Origin of the sequence: Pseudomonas sp. WS 5503 (assembly GCF_012985385.1) — a bacterium.
GTDB classification, from domain to species: domain Bacteria; phylum Pseudomonadota; class Gammaproteobacteria; order Pseudomonadales; family Pseudomonadaceae; genus Aquipseudomonas; species Aquipseudomonas paracarnis.
In genome coordinates this window covers 300339-320877 of sequence record NZ_JAAQWI010000003.1, presented here as the reverse complement: position 1 = coordinate 320877, position 20539 = coordinate 300339, and the positions used below count along the sequence as shown (strand labels likewise).

General features: G+C 60.8%; 17 protein-coding genes. 11 read left to right on the top strand and 6 right to left on the bottom strand.

Going from position 1 to position 20539, the window contains the following annotated elements; translation table 11 throughout:
* Nucleotides 1-180: 180 nt before the first annotated feature.
* Nucleotides 181-2646: a penicillin-binding protein 1A gene (locus tag HBO10_RS10570; protein WP_034125573.1), complete on the top strand. Its 2466-nt coding sequence runs from the start codon at nt 181-183 to the stop codon at nt 2644-2646.
* A gap of 212 nt (nt 2647-2858) precedes the next feature.
* Here HBO10_RS10570 and HBO10_RS10565 read toward each other — a convergent pair whose 3' ends face one another.
* The 3 genes from HBO10_RS10565 to rpmE all read right to left on the bottom strand — a co-directional run bounded on the left by HBO10_RS10565 (nt 2859) and on the right by rpmE (nt 5364).
* On the bottom strand, nt 2859-4127 hold the full coding sequence (locus tag HBO10_RS10565; RefSeq protein ID WP_005784034.1) for a malic enzyme-like NAD(P)-binding protein: 1269 nt from the start codon (nt 4125-4127) through the stop codon (nt 2859-2861).
* A gap of 182 nt (nt 4128-4309) precedes the next feature.
* Nucleotides 4310-5116, bottom strand: coding sequence for a thermonuclease family protein (locus HBO10_RS10560; RefSeq protein WP_034125572.1), 807 nt, complete (start codon nt 5114-5116; stop codon nt 4310-4312).
* Nucleotides 5117-5130: 14 nt separating this feature from the next.
* Nucleotides 5131-5364, bottom strand: coding sequence for a 50S ribosomal protein L31 (rpmE, locus tag HBO10_RS10555; protein ID WP_005784030.1), 234 nt, complete (start codon nt 5362-5364; stop codon nt 5131-5133).
* Between the two features lie 357 nt (nt 5365-5721).
* Here rpmE and HBO10_RS10550 point away from each other — a divergent pair, with 357 nt between their 5' ends.
* The 10 genes from HBO10_RS10550 (at nt 5722) to HBO10_RS10505 (ending at nt 18610) form a co-directional block, all read left to right on the top strand.
* Nucleotides 5722-7941, top strand: a complete 2220-nt coding sequence (locus tag HBO10_RS10550) for a primosomal protein N' (RefSeq protein ID WP_034125571.1) — start codon at nt 5722-5724, stop codon at nt 7939-7941.
* 204 nt (nt 7942-8145) lie between these two features.
* On the top strand, nt 8146-9882 hold the full coding sequence (gene argS, locus HBO10_RS10545; RefSeq protein WP_034125570.1) for an arginine--tRNA ligase: 1737 nt from the start codon (nt 8146-8148) through the stop codon (nt 9880-9882).
* Nucleotide 9883: 1 nt separating this feature from the next.
* The gene (locus tag HBO10_RS10540) at nt 9884-10585 is read left to right on the top strand and encodes an SPOR domain-containing protein (protein WP_003187899.1); all 702 of its coding nucleotides are present in this window, start codon (nt 9884-9886) and stop codon (nt 10583-10585) included.
* Nucleotides 10586-10804: 219 nt separating this feature from the next.
* Nucleotides 10805-11335, top strand: coding sequence for an ATP-dependent protease subunit HslV (gene hslV, locus HBO10_RS10535; RefSeq protein WP_003171209.1), 531 nt, complete (start codon nt 10805-10807; stop codon nt 11333-11335).
* A gap of 37 nt (nt 11336-11372) precedes the next feature.
* On the top strand, nt 11373-12710 hold the full coding sequence (gene hslU, locus HBO10_RS10530; RefSeq protein ID WP_034125569.1) for an ATP-dependent protease ATPase subunit HslU: 1338 nt from the start codon (nt 11373-11375) through the stop codon (nt 12708-12710).
* Between the two features lie 160 nt (nt 12711-12870).
* On the top strand, nt 12871-13248 hold the full coding sequence (locus HBO10_RS10525; protein WP_034125568.1) for a DUF971 domain-containing protein: 378 nt from the start codon (nt 12871-12873) through the stop codon (nt 13246-13248).
* Between the two features lie 249 nt (nt 13249-13497).
* Nucleotides 13498-15177 carry a class II poly(R)-hydroxyalkanoic acid synthase gene (gene phaC / locus HBO10_RS10520; RefSeq protein ID WP_034125567.1) on the top strand — a complete coding sequence of 560 codons (1680 nt, stop codon included), beginning with the start codon at nt 13498-13500 and terminating at the stop codon, nt 15175-15177.
* A gap of 165 nt (nt 15178-15342) precedes the next feature.
* Nucleotides 15343-16188: a poly(3-hydroxyalkanoate) depolymerase gene (phaZ, locus tag HBO10_RS10515; RefSeq protein WP_019820034.1), complete on the top strand. Its 846-nt coding sequence runs from the start codon at nt 15343-15345 to the stop codon at nt 16186-16188.
* A gap of 90 nt (nt 16189-16278) precedes the next feature.
* Nucleotides 16279-17961, top strand: coding sequence for a class II poly(R)-hydroxyalkanoic acid synthase (phaC, locus tag HBO10_RS10510; protein WP_034125566.1), 1683 nt, complete (start codon nt 16279-16281; stop codon nt 17959-17961).
* Between the two features lie 28 nt (nt 17962-17989).
* Nucleotides 17990-18610: a TetR/AcrR family transcriptional regulator gene (locus HBO10_RS10505; protein WP_034125565.1), complete on the top strand. Its 621-nt coding sequence runs from the start codon at nt 17990-17992 to the stop codon at nt 18608-18610.
* Between the two features lie 186 nt (nt 18611-18796).
* Here the strand turns inward: HBO10_RS10505 and HBO10_RS10500 are convergent, their stop codons facing one another.
* The 3 genes from HBO10_RS10500 to HBO10_RS10490 form a co-directional block, all read right to left on the bottom strand.
* Entirely contained in the window at nt 18797-19714 is a 918-nt protein-coding gene (locus tag HBO10_RS10500) for a phasin family protein (protein ID WP_034125564.1), read from the bottom strand.
* Between the two features lie 12 nt (nt 19715-19726).
* Nucleotides 19727-20149, bottom strand: a complete 423-nt coding sequence (locus HBO10_RS10495; protein WP_034125563.1) for a phasin family protein — start codon at nt 20147-20149, stop codon at nt 19727-19729.
* A 104-nt stretch (nt 20150-20253) separates the two neighbouring features.
* Nucleotides 20254-20529 (bottom strand): polyhydroxyalkanoic acid system family protein, encoded by a 276-nt coding sequence (locus HBO10_RS10490; RefSeq protein WP_034125562.1) that lies wholly within the window; start codon nt 20527-20529, stop codon nt 20254-20256.
* Between the last annotated feature and the right edge of the window lie 10 nt (nt 20530-20539).

The following is a 20539-nucleotide window of genomic DNA, read 5'->3' as shown; positions in this document are numbered from 1 at the left end:
TGCTGCCAGGCACCTTGCATTCGGTCGGCTTGTTCAAGGCTCGCGAATGACGCCCCAAGCTGAAAAATGCTTTAATGCCCAGCGTTTTTTCCCGCTTTTTATCTGCTGCCCGGGTCGATCCATCGTTTGCCATGCATCCCCGACGCGTAACTCATTCTTTTCTCTGGAAATCCAAAAGCCTTGATTCGTCTGCTGAAGTTTTTCGGGTACTCCATTGTCGCCATCGTTTGCGGGCTGCTGCTCGTACTCAGCGGGGCCTACCTCTACCTTAGTCCGGGTTTGCCCTCCGTAGAGGCCCTCAGAAGTATCCAGTTGCAGATTCCTTTGCGGGTCTACAGCAGCGATGAAAAACTGATCGCGGAGTTCGGCGAAATGCGCCGCACACCGATCCGTTTCGCCGACATTCCACCCAATTTCATCAGCGCTTTGCTGTCTGCCGAAGACGATAATTTCGCCAACCACTACGGCGTAGACCCCAGCAGCCTGGTGCGTGCAGCCACGCAATTGGTAAAAAGTGGACACATTCAATCGGGTGGCAGCACCATCACCATGCAGGTGGCGAAGAACTTCTTCCTCACCAGCGAACGCAGCTTTTCCCGCAAGGCCACCGAAATCCTGCTGGCGCTGCAGATCGAACGCCAGTTGACCAAGGATGAAATCCTCGAGCTGTACGTCAACAAGATCTACTTGGGCAACCGCGCCTACGGCATCGAGGCCGCGTCCCAGGTCTACTACGGCAAGTCGATTCGTGACGCCAGCCTGGCGCAAATGGCGATGATCGCCGGCCTGCCCAAGGCACCGTCGCGCTTCAACCCGCTGGCCAACCCGGCGCGCAGTAAAGAACGCCGTGACTGGATCCTGGGCCGCATGTACAAACTGGGCAAGATCGACCAGGCCGCTTATGAAAGTGCCGTAGCCGAGCCGCTGAACGCCAGCTATCACGTGCCGACCCCAGAAGTGAATGCACCCTATATCGCCGAAATGGCCCGCGCCGAGATGGTTGGCCGTTATGGCAGCGAGGCCTACACCGAAGGTTTCCGCGTCACCACGACGGTGCCGAGCAACTTGCAGGAAATCGCCAACCACTCGGTACATGAAGGTCTGATCACTTATGACCAGCGTCACGGCTACCGTGGCCCCGAGTCGCGCCTGCCGGGCAAGACCCTGAGTGCCTGGACCACCGAATTGGGCAAACAGCGTTCGATCAGCGGCCTGGACCCGGCCATCGTCACCCAGGTAACCAAGGACGGCATCCAAGTGCTGACCCGCTCTGGCGAAGCCCATGTAGCCTGGGACAGCATGAAGTGGGCACGCCCGTTCCTGAACACCAACAGCATGGGCCCGATGCCCAAGCAGCCATCCGACGTGGCCCAGGTGGGTGATTTGATCCGCGTGCAACGCCAAAAGGATGACAGCCTCAAATTCAGCCAGGTGCCGCTCGCCCAGGGCGCCCTGGTGTCCCTGGACCCGCAGAACGGTGCGATCCGCGCACTGGTCGGCGGCTTTGCCTTCGAGCAGAGCAACTACAACCGCGCTACCCAGGCCAAGCGCCAGCCGGGCTCCAGTTTCAAGCCGTTTGTCTACAGTGCCGCGCTGGACAACGGCTACACCGCCGCCAGCCTGGTCAACGACGCGCCAATCGTGTTTGTCGATGAATATCTGGACAAGGTCTGGCGCCCCAAGAATGACACCAACACGTTCCTCGGCCCGATCCGTATCCGCGAGGCGCTGTACAAGTCACGCAACCTGGTGTCGATCCGCCTGTTGCAGGCGATGGGCGTAGGCAAGACCATCGACTACATGACGCGCTTTGGCTTCGCCAAGTCGGACCTGCCGCCAAACCTGTCCCTGGCCCTGGGTACCGCGACCCTCACGCCGATGGAAATCGCCACCGGCTGGAGCACCTTTGCCAACGGCGGCTACAAGATCGCGCCGTACCTGATCGACAAGATCGAAAGCCGCAATGGCGACACCCTGTTCACCGCCAACCCGCCACGGGTACCCGGCGACGTGGTCAATGGTGTGGCCGCGACCGACGGGCTTGCGGTACCGAGCAACGGCGGTATCACCATCGAGGCGACGCCAGGCACACCGCCGGCCGCAAACGCCGGCGCACCGGCCGAACCGCAAGCGCCAGCGGTTGCCGAGCGCATCGTGGACGGCCGCACTACCTACATCCTCAACAGCATCCTGCAAGACGTGATCAAGAAGGGCACCGGCCGCCGCGCACTGGCCCTGGGCCGTGCGGATATCGCTGGCAAGACCGGTACCACCAACGAGTCCAAGGACGCGTGGTTCTCCGGCTACAACGGCGACTACGTGACCACCGTGTGGACCGGCTATGACCAGCCTGAAAGCCTGGGCCGCCGCGAGTTTGGTGGCACCGTCGCCCTGCCGATCTGGATGAGCTACATGGGCGCAGCGCTCAAGGACAAGCCGCTGCACACCCAGCCAGAGCCAGAAGGCATCCTCAGCCTGCGCATCGACCCGATCAGTGGCCGCGCAGCTTCACCGAGCACGCCGAATGCGTACTTCGAGCTGTTCAAGAGCGAAGACACACCGCCATCGGTCAACGAACTGGGCAACGGCGCAGTGCCGGGCAGCCCGCTGCCGGCGGATGAAGGCGCGCCGATCGATTTGTTCTGACCTGATCACGCTGATCGGCCGATCGTTCCCACGCTCCGCGTGGGAGTGCATCCTGTGACGCTCTGCGTCACGACCTTAAAAGCAGACGCGGAGCGTCCAGGTGGGCATTCCCACGCAGAGCGTGGGAAAGATCAGCCACGGGACATCAGCCACAAAAAAGCCCCGACTGATCACTCAGTCGGGGCTTTTTTTGCGGGTGCGTCTACAACGGCTTAGCCGTTGAACACATCATCCACGCTTTGCAGCGGGTAGTTCTTTGGATACGGCAGGGTAGCCACACCAGTCTCGATAGCGGCCTTGGCCACGGCATCGGAGATCAGGGTGATCAGGCGCTTGTCCATTGGTTTCGGAATGATGTACTCACGACCGAATTCCAGCTTGGCGCCACCGTAGGCGTCACATACATCCTGAGGTACCGGCAGCTTGGCCAGTTCACGCAGGGCGTTGGCAGCGGCCACTTTCATTTCTTCGTTGATGCGCTTGGCGCGAACGTCCAGGGCACCACGGAAGATGAACGGGAAGCCCAATACGTTGTTGACCTGGTTCGGGTAGTCCGAACGGCCGGTGGCCATGATCACGTCGCTGCGAGTGGCGTGGGCCAGCTCAGGAGAGATTTCCGGATCCGGGTTGGAGCAGGCGAACACGATAGGGTTCGGCGCCATGGATTTGAGGCCTTCAGCGCTCAGCAGGTTCGGGCCGGACAGGCCAACGAACACGTCGGCACCGTCGAGGGCGTCAGCCAGGGTGCGCTTGGAGGACGGATGGGCAAACATCGCCTTGTACTGGTTCAGGTCGGTACGCTCGGACTGAATCACGCCCTTGCTGTCGACCATGTAGATGTTTTCCAGCTTGGCGCCCATGCTGATGATCAGCTTCATGCAGGAAATGGCCGCGGCACCGGCGCCCAGGCAGACGATTTTCGCCTCGCCCAGGGTTTTGCCAGCAATTTCCAGGGCGTTGATCATGCCGGCTGCGGTAACGATCGCGGTGCCGTGTTGGTCATCGTGGAATACCGGAATGTCGCACTGCTCGATCAGGGCCTTTTCGATCTCGAAGCACTCAGGTGCCTTGATGTCTTCCAGGTTGATGCCACCGAACGTGATGGAAATGCGCTTGACGGTGTCGATGAACGCCTGCGGGCTTTCGGAATCGACTTCGATGTCGAAGACGTCGATGCCGGCAAAGCGCTTGAACAGCACGCCCTTACCTTCCATGACTGGCTTGGAAGCCAATGGGCCGAGGTTACCCAGGCCCAGAATCGCGGTGCCATCGGAAATCACTGCAACCAGGTTGCCTTTGCCGGTGTACTTGTACGCCAGCTCTGGGTCACGGGCGATTTCACGTACGGGTTCGGCAACACCAGGGCTGTAGGCCAGCGACAGGTCGCGGGCAGTGGCAGTGGCTTTGGTGAGCTCTACACTCAGCTTTCCTGGACGAGGATGGGCATGGTATTCGAGAGCGGCAGTTTTCAAATCAGACATATCGGCATTCCGCTTTTACTGTTGGTCGACGGACCGCCGAGGATACGCGTGTCGTAAAGTCCCTACAAGACTGGGCAGTCACAGGTGTCAAGGGCCCTGCGCTACGACTTTTGGCCAAGAGCCACGGGATACAAGGGCTCAACTGTTCACAATCGAAATAAAAAATGTCTACAATTTTTTATTCAAAGCGCCGATTTCAGCATGCCGGGGTCGGTTATTGGCAACAGCCAGCGCGCTTGGCCTTTTTTCAGGCCGCCACGGCGGGCTCGATCCTGCACCCAACCGCGCGCCTCAATGGTGCGGCCTTGCAGACCATCGAGCATGGCCGTATCGAACTGGCTGATCAGCTCGGGCGCAATACGCAATACCAGTGAACCCTGCAGTTCAATCCAGATTCCACCGCGATTGCGCTCGATCTTGCTGACCCGACCGGCCACCAGGGCAAACCCGGAGCGCTTGAGATTCGCCACGCTTTGCACTGGCGATTGGCGCCACAGGCCGAGCCGTGCCTGGCGGGCGCTGTTTTCGGCCGCCTGCTGGCAAGGAACCAGGTCCACATTCGGCGCCACGCCCACTTGGTACCCCAGGCCCTCGGCCAGCAGTTGCGCCTCCAGGTTCTCGCCATTGGCGCCGTAGAGGTGAGCCAGGGTGCGCCCGTAATGATCTTTGCCTTCGCGCCCCGGCACCAGGCCGACACGCCCATCGCTGGCCTTGACCAACGCCTGCAGGCGCTGACGGGCGGCGACAGCGAATGGCTCGTCAGGGCGACCCTTCTTGCCGGTTTCCGGCGCGTTGAGGCCGATCATACGCACGCTGCGACCGTCCTTGAGGCGCACCGTGTCGCCATCCACCACACGCTGTACCTCCACACGCACGATGGCCGCCGGGGCGGGGCAGAAGGGGTTGGCCTGAGCGGTCGCCAGCCAAATCCCAGGCACAAAAAAGGCGCCCACAAGGGACGCCTTTTTCAACAGCAGGTAAAAGCCCATAAGGCTCTTGAACCTTACTCTGCTGGAGTAGCAGCAGGCTTCTTGCCGAAAGCACCAAAGCGATCTGCGAAGCGCTGTACGCGGCCGCCGGTGTCCAGAGTTTTCTGCTTACCGGTGTAGAACGGGTGGCACTCGTTGCATACGTCAGTACCCAGTGGCTTGCACAGGTTCGAACGAGTTTCGAACTTGTTGCCGCAGCTGCAGGTGACTTCGATGGTTTCGTACGCTGGATGGATATCGGCTTTCATGGCACTTCCTCGGGCTAGCGTGCCGCCACTCGACACTATTGTCGAATACCGCACGTAATTAGGCCGCGGATTCTACCAGACCTTTTTAATCACGCAAGCGGCGGGAATGGTCGAAAACTTCCTTTCATCAGATATTCCTCACACACCGCCGTCAATGTGGGAGCCGGGCTTGCCCGCGAAGGCGGTGTGTCAGTCACTGCATCTGTTACTGCACTAGCGCTTTCGCAGGCAAGCCAGCTCCCACAGGAGGCTGAGCCGTTCTGGAGATCCGATTCCAGTACTGAAGACGGGACACCCCCGGTCTGCTAGGCTCGCGCCCCTGCGCCACCGCTTGCCTTTATTGATGAGAATCCTCGCGTGCCCGACGCCATTTTGCGCCTAGCCCTGCCCTCGCCCCTGCGCCGCCTGTTCGATTACCGGGCCCCGCCCGGCGTGTCGCGTGCGCAGTTGCAACCGGGCATGCGCGTGCGCGTGCCGTTCGGACGCCGGGAAATGATCGGCATTCTGGTGGAAGTCACCGACCACAGCGAAGTGCCTGCCGAAAAGCTCAAGCCGGCAATTGCCCTGCTCGACGCCACACCACCGCTGCCGCCCGCGCTGTTCAAGCTGTGCCTGTGGACCGCGCAGTATTACCAACACAGCCTGGGCGATACCTTGAGCTGGGCGCTGCCGGTGCTGCTGCGCCAGGGCGAACTGGCCGAAGCGCGCCAGGAGCGTTTCTGGTCGATGGTGCCGGGCGCACGCCTCGACGACCCGCGCATCGCCCGCGCCCCGCGCCAGCGTGAGGCCCTGGCCACCTTGGCACAGCACCCACACGGCGTGGCCCATCAGCTATTAAGCAAACTGATGCTGAGCAAAGACAGCCTCGACCTGCTGCTGGCCAAGGGCCTGGTGCAGGTGGAAATCCGCAAGCACGCCCCGGACCCGCGCCACGAACACTGGCTGGCCCAGCCGGAGTTGCCGCTGAACCCCGAGCAACGCGCCGCGTATGAGGCGATTCGCGCCGGTTTCGACAGTTTCCATGCATTCCTGCTGGCCGGCGTCACCGGCAGCGGCAAGACCGAAGTCTATTTGCAGCTGATCCGCGAAACCCTGCAGGCGGGCAAGCAGGCACTGGTGCTGATCCCCGAGATCAACCTGGGCCCGCAGACCGTGGCGCGTTTCGAGCAACGCTTCAATGCCCGGATCGCCTTGGTGCACTCGGCAGTCAATGACCGTGAACGCCTGGAGTCGTGGCTCGCGGCGCGGGATGGCGAGGCCGACATTATTATCGGCACGCGCTCAGCACTGTTCACGCCGATGAAAAACCCCGGGCTGATCATCGTCGACGAGGAGCACGATGGCTCCTATAAACAGCAGGAAGGTTTGCGCTACCACGCCCGCGACCTCGCGCTGGTACGCGCCCGCCAGGAAGACATCCCGATTGTGCTGGGCTCGGCCACGCCGTCCCTGGAAAGCCTGCACAACGCCTACACCGGCCGTTACGGGCTGCTGCGCCTGAACGAGCGTGCTGGCGGCGCCAAACAACCGCGCTTCCTGCGACTGGACGTGAAAAGCCGCCCGCTGGACAGCGGTATTTCCGGCCCGATGCAACAGGCCATTGGCCAGACCCTGGCCGCCGGCCAGCAAGTATTGGTATTTCTCAACCGCCGCGGCTTTGCCCCGACGTTGCTGTGCCATGACTGCGGCTGGATGTCCGGGTGCGAGCGCTGCGATGCGCGCATGACGGTGCATCAGCGCCACGGCGAGTTACGCTGCCATCACTGCGGCCATGTGGAACGGGTACCGCGCCATTGCCCGCAGTGCGGCAAGGTGGACCTGCGGCCCGTGGGCGCCGGCACCGAGCGCGCCGAAGAACGCCTCGGCATTCTGTTCCCGGACTACCCGGTGCTACGGGTGGACCGCGACAGCACGTCGCGCAAAGACGCCATGAACCAACTGTTCGCCACCATCCACAAAGGCCAACCGTGCATCCTGGTGGGCACGCAGATGCTTGCCAAAGGGCATCACTTCCCACGGGTCACCCTGGTGTCGATCCTGGATGCCGACGGTGGGTTGTTCTCCGGGGATTTTCGCGCCAGCGAACGCATGGCGCAGTTGATCGTGCAGGTGGCAGGACGCGCCGGGCGGGCCGAAGAGCCAGGCAGGGTGATTATCCAGACGCACCTGGCCGACCACCCGCTGCTGATTCAACTGACGGAACAAGGCTACTTTGCCTTCGCCGAACAGGCCTTGAGCGAACGCCGCGCCGCCGGCCTCCCGCCCTTTGCGCACCTGGCGCTGCTGCGTGCCGAAGCCCACAAACCCGGGCAGGCCGAAGGCTTTCTTGATGAGGCCTGCAGCGCCGCCGAACGTTTATTGGGCGAACTGGCCCTCAGTGGCATCGAACTACTCGGCCCGGTGCCAGCGCCCATGGAGCGGCGCGCCGGACGTTATCGCGCTCAGCTACTCTTGCAGGCAACCTCCCGCGCCCCGCTGCATCGGCTATTAAGTCGCTGGATGCTTGAGCTGGAGCAACTGCCCAGCGGTCGGCAGGTGCGATGGTCGCTGGATGTAGACCCGGTAGATTTGTATTGAGGGTAATTACGTCATCGCAGGCAAGCCAGCTCGCACATTATGAAATGTGAATACCCTTAAATGTGGGAGCGGGCTTGCCCGCGAAGAGGCCCGCAGGTCCGCCATATAGTCTGAACGGTTGGCAAGCCCGCCCTCGCCACGGATAATGCCCAGTTTTTCCACCTGCGCATCGCGCGCCGCCGCTTGCGGTCGAAAGAGAACACCATGAAAGACACCATTCGCCAGCTGATCCAACAAGCCCTCACCCAACTCGTCAACGAAGGTGTGTTGCCTGAAGGCCTGTCGCCGGCGATCCAGGTGGAGAACACCCGCGACAAGACCCATGGCGACTTCGCCAGCAACATCGCGATGATGCTGTCCAAGCCGGCCGGCATGAAGCCGCGTGACCTGGCAGAAAAAATCATCGCAGCCCTGCCGGCTGACGCCAGTGTCACCAAGGCCGAAATCGCCGGCCCAGGCTTTATCAACTTCTTCCAGAACACCCAGGCCCTGGCGTCACGCCTGGATGCCGCCCTGGCCGATGCGCGCATCGGTGCACGCAAGGCCGGCGACAGCCAGCGCGTGGTCATCGACCTGTCGGCACCGAACCTGGCCAAGGAAATGCACGTGGGCCACCTGCGCTCCACTATCATTGGCGATGGCGTGGCACGCGTGCTGGAATTCCTCGGCGACACCGTGATCCGCCAGAACCACGTGGGCGACTGGGGTACCCAGTTCGGCATGCTGATGGCCTATCTGCAGGAAAACCCGATCACCAGCAACGAGCTGGCCGACCTGGAAAATTTCTACCGTGCTGCCAAAAAGCGTTTCGATGAATCCGAAGAGTTCGCTGACCGCGCCCGCGGCCTGGTGGTCAAGCTGCAAGCCGGCGACGAAGAATGCCTGGCGCTGTGGAACCGCTTCCGTGAAATTTCCCTGTCTCATTGCCAGGAAATCTACGAGCTGCTCAATGTGAAACTGACCATGGCCGACGTGATGGGCGAAAGCGCCTACAACGACGACCTGATCAACGTGGTCAACGACCTCAAGGCCAAGGGCCTGCTGGTCGAAAGCAACGGCGCCCAGTGCGTGTTCCTCGAAGAATTCAAGACCGCCGACGGCGAGCCGCTGCCGGTGATCATCGTCAAGGCCGATGGCGGCTACCTCTACGCCACCACTGACCTGGCCGCCGTGCGTTACCGCAGTGGCGTGCTCAAGGCTGACCGTGCGCTGTACTTCGTCGACCAGCGCCAGGCCCTGCACTTCCAGCAGGTGTTCGAAGTGGCGCGTCGCGCCGGTTTCGTCACCCACCCGATGCACATGGAGCACATGGGCTTTGGCACCATGAACGGCGCCGATGGCCGCCCCTTCAAGACCCGCGACGGCGGCACCGTGAAGCTGATCGACCTGCTGACCGAAGCCCAGGAACGTGCCTACAACCTGGTGAAGGAAAAGAACCCGGAGCTGGCCGAGGCCGACCTGCGCAACATCGCCCGCGTGGTGGGCATTGGCGCGGTGAAATACGCCGATCTGTCCAAGCACCGCACCAGCGACTACAGCTTCAACTTCGACCTGATGCTCAACTTCGAAGGCAACACCGCACCGTACCTGCTGTACGCCTACACCCGCGTGGCCGGGGTGTTCCGCAAGCTGGGCAAGGACTTCAGCGAAGTCGAAGGCCAGATCGCGCTGGACGCCGTCCATGAACAGGAACTGGCGGCCAAGCTCGCGCAATTTGGCGAGGTGCTCAACAGCGTTGGCGAAAAAGGCACGCCGCACATCCTGTGCACCTATTTGTACGAAGTGGCCGGCCTGTTCTCCAGTTTCTACGAGAACTGCCCGATCCTGACCGCCGACGACGAAGCCCAGAAACAAAGTCGCCTGCGCCTTGCCGCATTGGCTGGACGCACCCTCAAGCAAGGCCTGGAACTCTTGGGCCTGGAAACTCTGGAGCGTATGTAAGTTGGCTGCCAAGAAAAAACCTGCACCCAAGCGCGGCGCCAGCCGCTACCAGGCCCCGGCGAAGCAACCGATTCCGGGTTGGCTGTGGATGGCCATCGGCCTGACGGTCGGCGCATTTATCGTGTTTCTGATGAAGCTGGAGCCCGGTCAGGGCGATGACGTCAAGCGCGTCAAACAGGAGCAGCAAAAGGCCACGAAAATCGCCGAAGCCAACAAGACCGCGCCGAGCCCGACCGCACCGGTAAAGCCCAAGTACGACTTCTACACGCTGCTGCCGGAATCGGAAGTGATCGTGCCGCCTGACGCCGTGCCGGAAAAAACCCTGCCGACGCCACAAGTGCCGACCACGCCGGTAACCCCAGCGGAAGCGGCAAAAATCGACACGGCGCGCGCCCAGGCCGCGCTGGCCGGTATCACGCCGCCGCCAGCACCGCCAGTGGCAGCCACCAAGGCTGCGCCGGTGACCAAGTTCTTCCTGCAAGCGGGCTCGTTCCCGAAACAGGCGGATGCGGACCGTGTACGCGCACAGATCATTCTGTTGGGCCAATCGGTATCGGTTGAGTCCGGCACGGTGAAGGACGCGACCTGGTATCGCGTATTGGTGGGGCCGTTCAGCAACCGCGAACAGCTGACCGTGGCGCAAAAGCAATTGGCCGGCGCCGGGTTTAGCAACCTGTTGTTACAACAACGCCAGAGCCGCTGACTCATACTCACTGATCGTTCCCACGCTCCGCGTGGGAACGTGTCCCTTGACGCTCTGCGTCACAGAGCAGGCGCAGAGCGTCAAGGCGGCATTACCACGCGGAGCGTGGGAACGATCACCACTCGTCTGCCCTGCCTTCCTACGGTTGAAATCCCCCTCGCCACCCCCATATGAGTTTCCATCAGGGCATTTTCGCCCCGCTGCGTGGAGACTCTCCCCTTGACCACCATCGTTTCAGTACGTCGCCACGGCAAAGTTGTCATGGGCGGCGACGGCCAGGTTTCCCTGGGCAACACCGTGATGAAAGGCAACGCCAAGAAAGTGCGCCGCCTGTACCACGGCCAGGTACTTGCCGGCTTCGCAGGCGCAACCGCCGACGCCTTTACCCTGTTCGAGCGTTTCGAAGGCCAGCTTGAGAAACACCAGGGCCACCTGGTGCGCGCCGCTGTGGAACTTGCCAAAGAATGGCGCACCGACCGCTCCCTCAGCCGCCTGGAGGCCATGCTCGCGGTTGCGAACAAAGACGCTTCCCTGATCATCACCGGCAACGGCGATGTGGTTGAACCCGAGCATGGCCTGATCGCCATGGGTTCAGGTGGCGGCTACGCCCAGGCTGCGGCCAGCGCGCTGCTGAAGAAAACCGACCTGTCGGCCCGTGAAATCGTCGAGACCGCCCTGGGTATCGCTGGCGATATCTGCGTGTTCACCAACCACAATCAGACCATTGAGGAGCAGGACCTCGCCGAATAAGCCCTGGGCTTATTCAGGCTTGAGGCCGCCAAACACTATGTCCATGACTCCCCGCGAAATCGTCCATGAACTTAACCGCCATATCATCGGCCAGGACGATGCCAAGCGCGCCGTTGCCATTGCGCTGCGTAACCGCTGGCGCCGGATGCAACTGCCGGAAGAACTGCGCGTTGAAGTAACGCCCAAGAACATCCTGATGATCGGCCCTACCGGCGTCGGCAAAACCGAGATCGCCCGACGCCTGGCCAAATTGGCCAATGCACCGTTCATCAAGGTCGAAGCGACCAAATTCACCGAAGTCGGTTATGTGGGCCGCGATGTCGAGTCGATCATTCGCGACCTGGCTGACGCCGCCCTGAAGATGCTGCGCGAACAGGAAGTGACCAAGGTCAGCCATCGCGCGGAAGACGCCGCTGAAGAGCGCATCCTCGACGCCCTGCTGCCACCGGCACGCATGGGTTTCAACGAAGACGCCGCACCTTCGTCGGATTCCAACACCCGTCAGCTGTTCCGCAAGCGCCTGCGTGAAGGCCAGTTGGATGACAAGGAAATCGAGATCGAAGTGGCCGAAGTGTCCGGCGTGGATATCTCTGCCCCGCCTGGCATGGAAGAAATGACCAGCCAGTTGCAAAACCTGTTCGCCAACATGGGCAAGGGCAAGAAGAAAAGCCGCAAGCTCAAGGTCAAGGATGCGCTCAAGCTGGTGCGCGACGAAGAAGCCGGGCGCCTGGTCAATGAGGAAGAACTCAAGGCCAAGGCCCTGGAAGCGGTCGAGCAACATGGCATTGTGTTTATCGATGAGATCGACAAGGTGGCCAAGCGTGGCAACTCCGGCGGCGTGGATGTCTCCCGCGAAGGCGTGCAGCGCGATCTGCTGCCGCTGATCGAAGGGTGCACGGTCAACACCAAGCTGGGCATGGTCAAGACTGACCACATCCTGTTTATCGCCTCCGGTGCCTTCCACCTGAGCAAGCCCAGCGACCTGGTGCCCGAGCTGCAAGGCCGCCTGCCGATTCGGGTGGAGCTCAAGGCACTGACGCCGGGCGACTTCGAGCGCATCCTCAGCGAACCGCATGCCTCGCTCACCGAGCAGTACCGCGAGCTGCTGAAAACCGAAGGGCTGGGTATCGAATTCCAGGCTGACGGTATCAAGCGCCTGGCGGAGATCGCCTGGCAGGTCAACGAGAAGACCGAGAACATCGGTGCCCGTCGCCTGCATACCTTGCTTGAGCGCCTGCTTGAGGAAGTGTCTTTCAGCGCCGGCGACATGGCCGGTGCGCAGAATGGCGAAGCGATCAAGATCGATGCCGAGTATGTGAACGGTCACCTGGGCGAATTGGCGCAGAACGAAGACTTGTCTCGTTATATCCTGTAAGCCTCACTCAATGTGGGAGTGGCTTGTGTGGGAGCTGGCTTGCCTGCGATAGCATCACTTCAGTGTTCCTGAAACACCGAGGTGCCTGCATCGCGGGCAAGCCCGGCTCCCACATTGGTCCCTCCCACATTTTGAGCCGGTTCCTACAGGGTTTTCTCCAATGTCGAAATTTCCTACTGCTGTAAACCTGCATAAAACCTCCAATACCCTCGGCCTGACCTACGGGCCAGACGAAACCTACCAGTTGCCCGCCGAATTCCTGCGGGTGCACTCCCCTTCTGCCGAGGTCCAGGGCCACGGCAAACCCATCCTGCAATTCGGCAAGCTCAACGTCCGGTTGATCAAGCTGGAACCCGCCGGCCAGTACGCACTGAAATTGACCTTCGACGACGGTCATGACAGCGGACTGTTCACCTGGGACTATCTCTATCAGCTGGCCGTACGTCAGGACGCTCTATGGGCCGACTACCTGGCCGAGCTCAAAGCCGCTGGAAAAACCCGCGACCCGAGTGAGTCGGTCGTGCGGCTGATGCTCTAGCACAGGGGTCTTGCTGTTTAGAGCGCATTTTCTAATTTCATCTGCTTGAATGCCCTGTCGCGTGGCCAACGATTGGCCCGCTTGCGAAAAAAAATAAACTCGGGTAACCAATGGAGCTGGCAAGTTCCCTGCATTTGACGATGCGGTATCAACGGTCACCCGAGTCGCAGTACCAGGCTGGTGTCGTGTATCGAAATTGGGTGCGCAGCAATCGCCGGTACTCGTCTTTCGGACAATGGAGCGTCGTAGATGAGTAACAAGAATAACGATGACTTGAAACGCCAGGCCTCGGAAAACACCCTGGGGTTGAACCCGATCATCGCGTTACGCAAAAAGGATTTATTGGCCTCGGCCAAGATGGTGCTGACCCAAGCCATCAAGCAACCGTTGCACAGCGTCAAGCACGTCGCCCACTTTGGCGTTGAATTGAAGAATGTGATGTTCGGCAAATCCGCGCTGGTGCCCGAGGGCGACGACCGTCGCTTCAACGACCCAGCCTGGAGCCAGAACCCGCTCTACAAACGTTATTTGCAGACTTACCTGGCGTGGCGCAAGGAGCTTCACGACTGGATCGACGACAGCAACCTGTCGGCACAAGACATCAGCCGCGGCCACTTCGTGATCAACCTGATGACCGAAGCCATGGCCCCCACCAACAGCGCGGCCAACCCGGCGGCGGTCAAACGCTTCTTTGAAACCGGCGGCAAAAGCCTGCTCGACGGCCTTTCCCACCTGGCCAAGGACATGGTGCACAACGGCGGTATGCCCAGCCAGGTCAACATGGGCGCCTTTGAAGTCGGCAAGACCCTGGGCACCAGCGAAGGCGCGGTGGTGTTTCGCAACGATGTACTGGAGCTGATCCAATACAAGCCCATCACCGAACAGGTACACGAACGCCCGCTGCTGGTGGTACCGCCGCAGATCAACAAATTCTATGTCTTCGACCTGTGCCAGGATAAGAGCCTGGCGCGCTTCTGCCTGCGCAATGGCCAGCAGACCTTTATCGTCAGTTGGCGCAACCCCACCAAGGCCCAACGCGAATGGGGCCTGTCGACTTATATCGAGGCGCTCAAGGAAGCAGTGGATGTGGTCACGGCGATTACGGGCAGCAAGGATGTGAATATGCTCGGTGCCTGCTCCGGCGGCATCACCTGCACCGCACTGTTGGGCCACTACGCGGCGCTGGGCGAGAAGAAGGTCAACGCACTGACGCTGCTAGTGAGCGTGCTGGATACCACCCTGGACACCCAGGTGGCGCTGTTTGTGGATGAACAGACCCTGGAAGCGGCCAAGCGCCATTCTTACCAGGCCGGCGTGCTGGAAGGCCGCGACATGGCCAAGGTATTTGCCTGGATGCGCCCCAACGATCTGATCTGGAACTATTGGGTCAACAACTACCTGCTGGGCAACGAGCCGCCGGTGTTCGACATCCTGTTCTGGAACAACGACACCACACGCTTGCCGGCCGCGTTCCATGGCGACCTGATCGAACTGTTCAAGAACAACCCACTGGTACGCGCCAACGCCCTGGAAGTGTGCGGCACGCCCATCGACCTCAAGCAGGTCACCGCCGATATCTACTCCCTGGCCGGCACCAACGACCACATCACGCCGTGGCAGTCCTGCTACAAGTCAGCGCAGTTGTTCGGCGGCAAGGTCGAGTTTGTGCTGTCCAGCAGCGGGCATATCCAGAGCATCCTCAACCCGCCGGGCAACCCCAAGGCACGCTACCAGACCAGTGAGGGCCTGGCCGGAAGTGCGTTGGAGTGGCAGGAGAATGCGACCAAGCACACCGATTCGTGGTGGCTGCACTGGCAGGTGTGGCAGGCGGAGCGGGCGGGAAAACTGAAAAAAGCCCCGACGACATTAGGCAATAAAACCTATGCAGCCGCTGAAGCGGCGCCGGGTACCTATGTACATGAACGCTAGGCATTCTTGTGATTGAAATGAGATCAGATGTGGGAGCTGGCTTGCCTGCGATAGCGATGGGCCTGCTCACTAATCGCGGCCTGAAAGAATGCCATCGCAGGCAAGCCAGCTCCCACACTGACCGAGCTCCTACAGACCAATAGCACCACTTCACAGGGCTTGAGCATGGCGCAACCGTTCATCTTCCGCACCATCGACCTGGATGGCCAGACCATCCGCACGGCGGTACGCCCGGGCAAGCCGCACTTGACCCCGCTGCTGATCTTCAACGGCATCGGCGCCAACCTTGAGCTGGTGTTTCCGTTCGTCCAGGCCCTGGACCCGGACCTGGAAGTGATCGCCTTCGACGTGCCCGGCGTGGGCGGTTCCTCGACGCCGAACCGACCCTATCGCTTCCCCGGCCTGGCCAAACTCACCGCGCGTATGCTCGATTACCTCGACTATGGCCAAGTGAACGCCGTGGGCGTGTCCTGGGGCGGAGCGCTGGCCCAGCAATTTGCGTATGACTACCCCGAGCGCTGCAAGAAATTGATCCTGGCAGCCACCGCAGCCGGTGCCTTCATGGTGCCGGGCAAACCGAAAGTCTTGTGGCTGATGGCAAGCCCCAGGCGTTATATCCAGCCGTCCCACGTGGTGCGCATTGCACCGATGATTTATGGCGGTTCGTTCCGCCGTGATTCCAAACTGGCCGCCGAGCACGCCAGCAAAGTGCGCTCGGCCGGCAAGCTGGGCTACTACTGGCAACTTTTTGCCGGGCTGGGCTGGACCAGCATTCATTGGCTGCACAAGATCCGCCAGCCCACCCTGGTGCTGGCCGGGGACGATGACCCGCTGATCCCGCTGGTCAACATGCGCATGCTCGCCTGGCGCATCCCCAATGCACAGTTGCACATCATCGATGACGGCCACCTGTTCCTGATCACCCGGGCCGAAGCCGTGGCGCCGATCATCATGAAGTTTCTCGAAGAGGAGCGCCTGCGCGCCGTGATACATCCGCGACCGGCGGTGTGAAGGACCACACCACCGCGCAACTTGCCAGGAACCGACTATGGTTCTGGATTGGCGTGCCTGCTTGATGACTTGACGAAGGAGTGTTGGCTCATGCGAGAAAGACCCGTGACGAACCCGGCGCCCACCCCCGCTGCGTTCATCAACGCGCAAAATGCGATCACCGGCCTGCGCGGCCGGGACTTGCTGTCGACCCTGCGTACCGTCGCCGCGCACGGCCTGCGCAACCCGGTGCACACCGCCCGCCACGCCCTGGCCCTGGGCGGCCAGCTGGGCCGCGTGCTGCTGGGTGAGACCGTGCACGAACCCAACCCCAGGGACCATCGCTTCAGCGACCCCACCTGGAAGCTCAACCCGCTGTACCGGCGCAGCTTGCAAGCGTATCTGAGCTGGCAGAAACAGACGCGCCACTGGATCGATGACAGCAACCTCAGTGACGATGATCGCGCCCGCGCGCAGTTCGCCTTCGCCCTGCTCAACGATGCCGTGTCCCCTTCCAACACGCTGCTCAACCCGCTGGCGATCAAGGAGTTGCTCAACTCCGGCGGCAACAGCGTGGTACGCGGCGTGAGTAACCTGTTCGAAGATCTGCTGCACAACAACGGTTTGCCGCGCCAGGTCAGCAAGCACGCCTTTGAAGTGGGCAAGACCGTGGCGACCACGCCCGGCTCGGTGGTGTTTCGCAACGAGCTGCTGGAGCTGATCCAGTACAAGCCCATGAGCGAAAAACAGTACGCCAAGCCGCTGCTGGTGGTGCCGCCGCAGATCAACAAGTACTACATCTTCGACCTGAGCCCGGCCAACAGCTTTGTGCAATACGCACTGAAAAACGGCCTGCAGGCCTTTATGGTCAGCTGGCGCAACCCGGACGTGCGGCATCGCGAATGGGGCCTGTCCACCTACGTCGCGGCGCTGGAAGAAGCGCTCAACGTATGCCGGGCCATCACTGGCGCCCGCGAGGTCAACCTGATGGGCGCCTGCGCCGGCGGCCTGACCATCGCCGCGCTGCAAGGCCACCTGCAAGCCAAGCGCCAGTTGCGGCGCATCTCCAGCGCCAGTTACCTGGTAAGCCTGCTGGACAGCCAAATCGACAGCCCCGCAACATTGTTCGCTGATGAACAAACCCTGGAAGCCGCCAAGCGCCGCTCCTACCAGCAAGGCGTGCTGGATGGCCGCGACATGGCCAAGATATTTGCCTGGATGCGCCCCAACGACCTGATCTGGAATTACTGGATCAATAATTACCTGCTGGGCAAGGAACCGCCGGCGTTCGACATCCTGTACTGGAACAACGACAACACGCGTCTGCCCGCCGCCCTGCACGGCGACCTGCTGGACTTCTTCAAGCACAACCCCCTGAGCCATCCCGGTGGCCTGGAGGTATGCGGCACGCCCATCGACTTGCGCAAGGTCTCGGTGGACAGCTTCAGCGTGGCCGGCATCAATGACCACATTACGCCGTGGGACGCGGTGTACCGCTCCACGCAACTGCTGGGCGGCGAGCGACGCTTTGTGCTCTCCAACAGCGGGCATATCCAGAGCATCCTCAACCCACCGGGCAACCCCAAGGCCAACTATGTCGAGAACCTCAAGCTGAGCAGCGACCCACGGGCCTGGTATTACGACGCCCAGCACGTCGAAGGCAGTTGGTGGCCACAATGGCTGGAGTGGGTACAAAAACGCTCCGGCGTACAACGCGAAACCCTCACCGCCCTGGGCAACCAGAATTACCCACCGATGGAAGCGGCGCCGGGTACTTACGTGCGTGTGCGCTGAGCTCAGCAATCAACTTTAAGAAGACTGGATGAAGACCCGCGACCGTATCCTTGAATGCGCCCTGCAGTTGTTCAACCACAAGGGCGAACCGAACGTATCGACCATGGAGGTGGCCAATGAAATGGGGATCAGCCCCGGCAACCTCTACTATCACTTCCATGGCAAGGAGCCGTTGGTGCTGGGGCTGTTCGAGCGCTTTCAGTGTGAGCTGGCGCCACTGCTGGACCCTCCTGCGGATGCGCAACTGGGAGCTGAGGACTACTGGCTGTTTTTGCACCTGATTGTCGAGCGCATGGCCCACTACCGGTTCCTGTTCCAGGACTTGTCGAACCTGGCGGGGCGCCTACCGAAGCTGGCCAAGGGGATCCGCCACTTGCTCACGGCGCTCAAGCGCACACTGGCGTCATTGCTCGCGCGCTTGAAGGCGGCGGGGCAACTGGTCAGTGATACCCAGGCGTTGGGGCAACTGGTGGAGCAGATCACCCTGACATTGCTGTTTTCGTTGGATTACCAACGGATTCTGGACCGTGAAGGTGAGGTACGGGTGGTGGTGTACCAGATCATGATGCTGGTGGCGCCGCATCTGCTGCCAACGGCGCGGCAGGCGACCGAGCGGTTCGCCTTGAAGTACCTGGATGACACCGATTAAACATGTAGGAGCGAGCTTGCTCGCGAAAAACGTCAACGATAACGAGTGCCTCCTGAATAAACGCGGCGTCTTTGAGTTTTTCGCGAGCAAGCTCGCTCCTACAAAATGGGGAATGCGGCGTTTTTGAGGCTTGCATAAAAAACGCCCAATCTTCGCAGACCGGGCGTTTTATGTGTCCCGTAAAAATCAGGACTGACTGGATGGCGTCGGGGTAACCGGCGTTGCAGTCGGGGTAGCAGCCGCATGCGTCGGCGCGGACACCGAATTGGCGGTAGAAGCGGCCGGTGCTGGTGCCGTGGCTGGCTTTGCGGCTGCCGGTTTTTTCGCTACCGCAGGCTTTTTGGCCGCTGCAGGCTTGGCAGCTGGTTTCGCAGCGGCGGGCTTGGCAGCAGGTTTAGCGGCAGCGGTTTTAGCCGCAGGTTTGGCAGCCGGTTTAGCCGCAGGTTTCGCGGCGGCTTTAGCGGCCACTGGCTTAGCGGCAGGCTTGGTAGCCGGTTTGGCGGCAGCAGTTTTAGCCGCTGGCTTGGCCGCAGGTTTCGCCGCGGCTTTGGCCGGCGCTTTGGCAGCGGGTTTGGCAGCTGGCTTGGCGGCGGCTTTAACCAGAGGCTTGGCGGCAGTTTTGGCGGTGGGTTTTGCAGCGGCGGTTTTAGCCGCAGGTTTGGCCGCCGGTTTTGCTGCAGGCTTGGCCGCGGCGGTCTTGGCGGGAGCCGCTTTGGCGCCGGTGAGCTTTTCGATTTGCTTGGTCAAGGTATCAACCTTGCTATGCAGCGCCTTCAACTCAGCCTTGCTCGGTACGCCCAGTCGCGAAATAGCACTGTTGAGGCGCTTGTCGAACGTTTCTTCCAACTTGCCCCAGGTATCCGAAATACTCGATTTGGCGGAACCCGCACTCGCCTTGGCAGCGTCGACTTTTTTACCGACCGTGCTCTTGGTCAACTTCTCGGCCTTCTCGCCGTCTTTGACCAAGGTCTCGAAGAGTTTGCTGCCGTCACTGTCGATCTTCGAGTACACGCCTAAACCAGCGAGCCAGATTTTGCGGGAATATTCTTCAACTTTCCCGACCCACGAGCTGCCTTCTTTCTGAGTAGTCTTTTTAACAGCCATCCCGATGTCTCCTTAGTGTTTACGCGCGACACGTTCGAGCAATGCCGTCAGCTCTTCGAGCTTAGCAGAGAGTGTCTCCACGTCATGTTTAGACGCAATGCCGATCCGATTCAAGGCACTGCCGACACGAGTATCAAAAGCTTTTTCAACTTTATCCAGTTGAACTTCGACCAGGCCTTTGACGCCGGAGACGTTACTCTTTACTTGGTCAATCTGACTGTTGGCGGCATCAAGTTGTTCAACTACAACTTTTTTACCTTTACTTTCAACACGTTGACCGCTTCTAACGAGTTCTTTGAAGTACTCGCCGCCTTCGCTGCCGACCTTGGCATAGGCGCCAAGACCCGCCAGCCAGATCTTGCGGGCGTAGCTTTTAACCTCACTCAGGGGGGTGGTCTGAACGTCGATTTTTTTCTTCAAAATAACTTTGGCCATGGTGCACCTCACACAGAATTGGGTGGCGGACGGCCCGCAAGAGTTGAGGGCTTGGGCACAAAGTAAGGTTTAAAATTAGAATCGGCACCCTAAGCACAGCCGTATCAAGCCAGGGCCTTATCCAGGGCCTTTTCGATTTCGGACTTGATCGTGCCACTCATGGCCGACATCAGCAGGCCAAGTTCCACATCAATGCGCAGCGAATCATCGGCCACCAATACCGTGCCTTTAACCCCGGAGCGCTTGAGCTTCAGGGTGTCGCCAGCCCACGAAGACTCCACCCCATATTTATCCTCGAGTTTGCGCGCCAATTGCTCCGCCTTGGCCCGCGCCTGTTCTTTTCCCAGGGTATGTTCACGCTCAACGGTAATACGGGCCATTGCAATGACT

Excerpts from the sequence above, each read along its gene's own strand:
- HBO10_RS10565 (WP_005784034.1), bottom strand. The coding sequence starts at position 4,127 with ATGTCTGATTTGAAAACTGCCGCTCTCGAATACCATGCCCATCCTCGT.
- HBO10_RS10560 (WP_034125572.1), bottom strand. The coding sequence starts at position 5,116 with ATGGGCTTTTACCTGCTGTTGAAAAAGGCGTCCCTTGTGGGCGCCTTT.
- rpmE (WP_005784030.1), bottom strand. The coding sequence starts at position 5,364 with ATGAAAGCCGATATCCATCCAGCGTACGAAACCATCGAAGTCACCTGC.
- argS (WP_034125570.1), top strand. The coding sequence starts at position 8,146 with ATGAAAGACACCATTCGCCAGCTGATCCAACAAGCCCTCACCCAACTC.
- hslU (WP_034125569.1), top strand. The coding sequence starts at position 11,373 with ATGTCCATGACTCCCCGCGAAATCGTCCATGAACTTAACCGCCATATC.
- HBO10_RS10525 (WP_034125568.1), top strand. The coding sequence starts at position 12,871 with ATGTCGAAATTTCCTACTGCTGTAAACCTGCATAAAACCTCCAATACC.
- phaC (WP_034125567.1), top strand. The coding sequence starts at position 13,498 with ATGAGTAACAAGAATAACGATGACTTGAAACGCCAGGCCTCGGAAAAC.
- phaZ (WP_019820034.1), top strand. The coding sequence starts at position 15,343 with ATGGCGCAACCGTTCATCTTCCGCACCATCGACCTGGATGGCCAGACC.
- phaC (WP_034125566.1), top strand. The coding sequence starts at position 16,279 with ATGCGAGAAAGACCCGTGACGAACCCGGCGCCCACCCCCGCTGCGTTC.
- HBO10_RS10505 (WP_034125565.1), top strand. The coding sequence starts at position 17,990 with ATGAAGACCCGCGACCGTATCCTTGAATGCGCCCTGCAGTTGTTCAAC.
- HBO10_RS10500 (WP_034125564.1), bottom strand. The coding sequence starts at position 19,714 with ATGGCTGTTAAAAAGACTACTCAGAAAGAAGGCAGCTCGTGGGTCGGG.
- HBO10_RS10495 (WP_034125563.1), bottom strand. The coding sequence starts at position 20,149 with ATGGCCAAAGTTATTTTGAAGAAAAAAATCGACGTTCAGACCACCCCC.
- HBO10_RS10490 (WP_034125562.1), bottom strand. The coding sequence starts at position 20,529 with ATGGCCCGTATTACCGTTGAGCGTGAACATACCCTGGGAAAAGAACAG.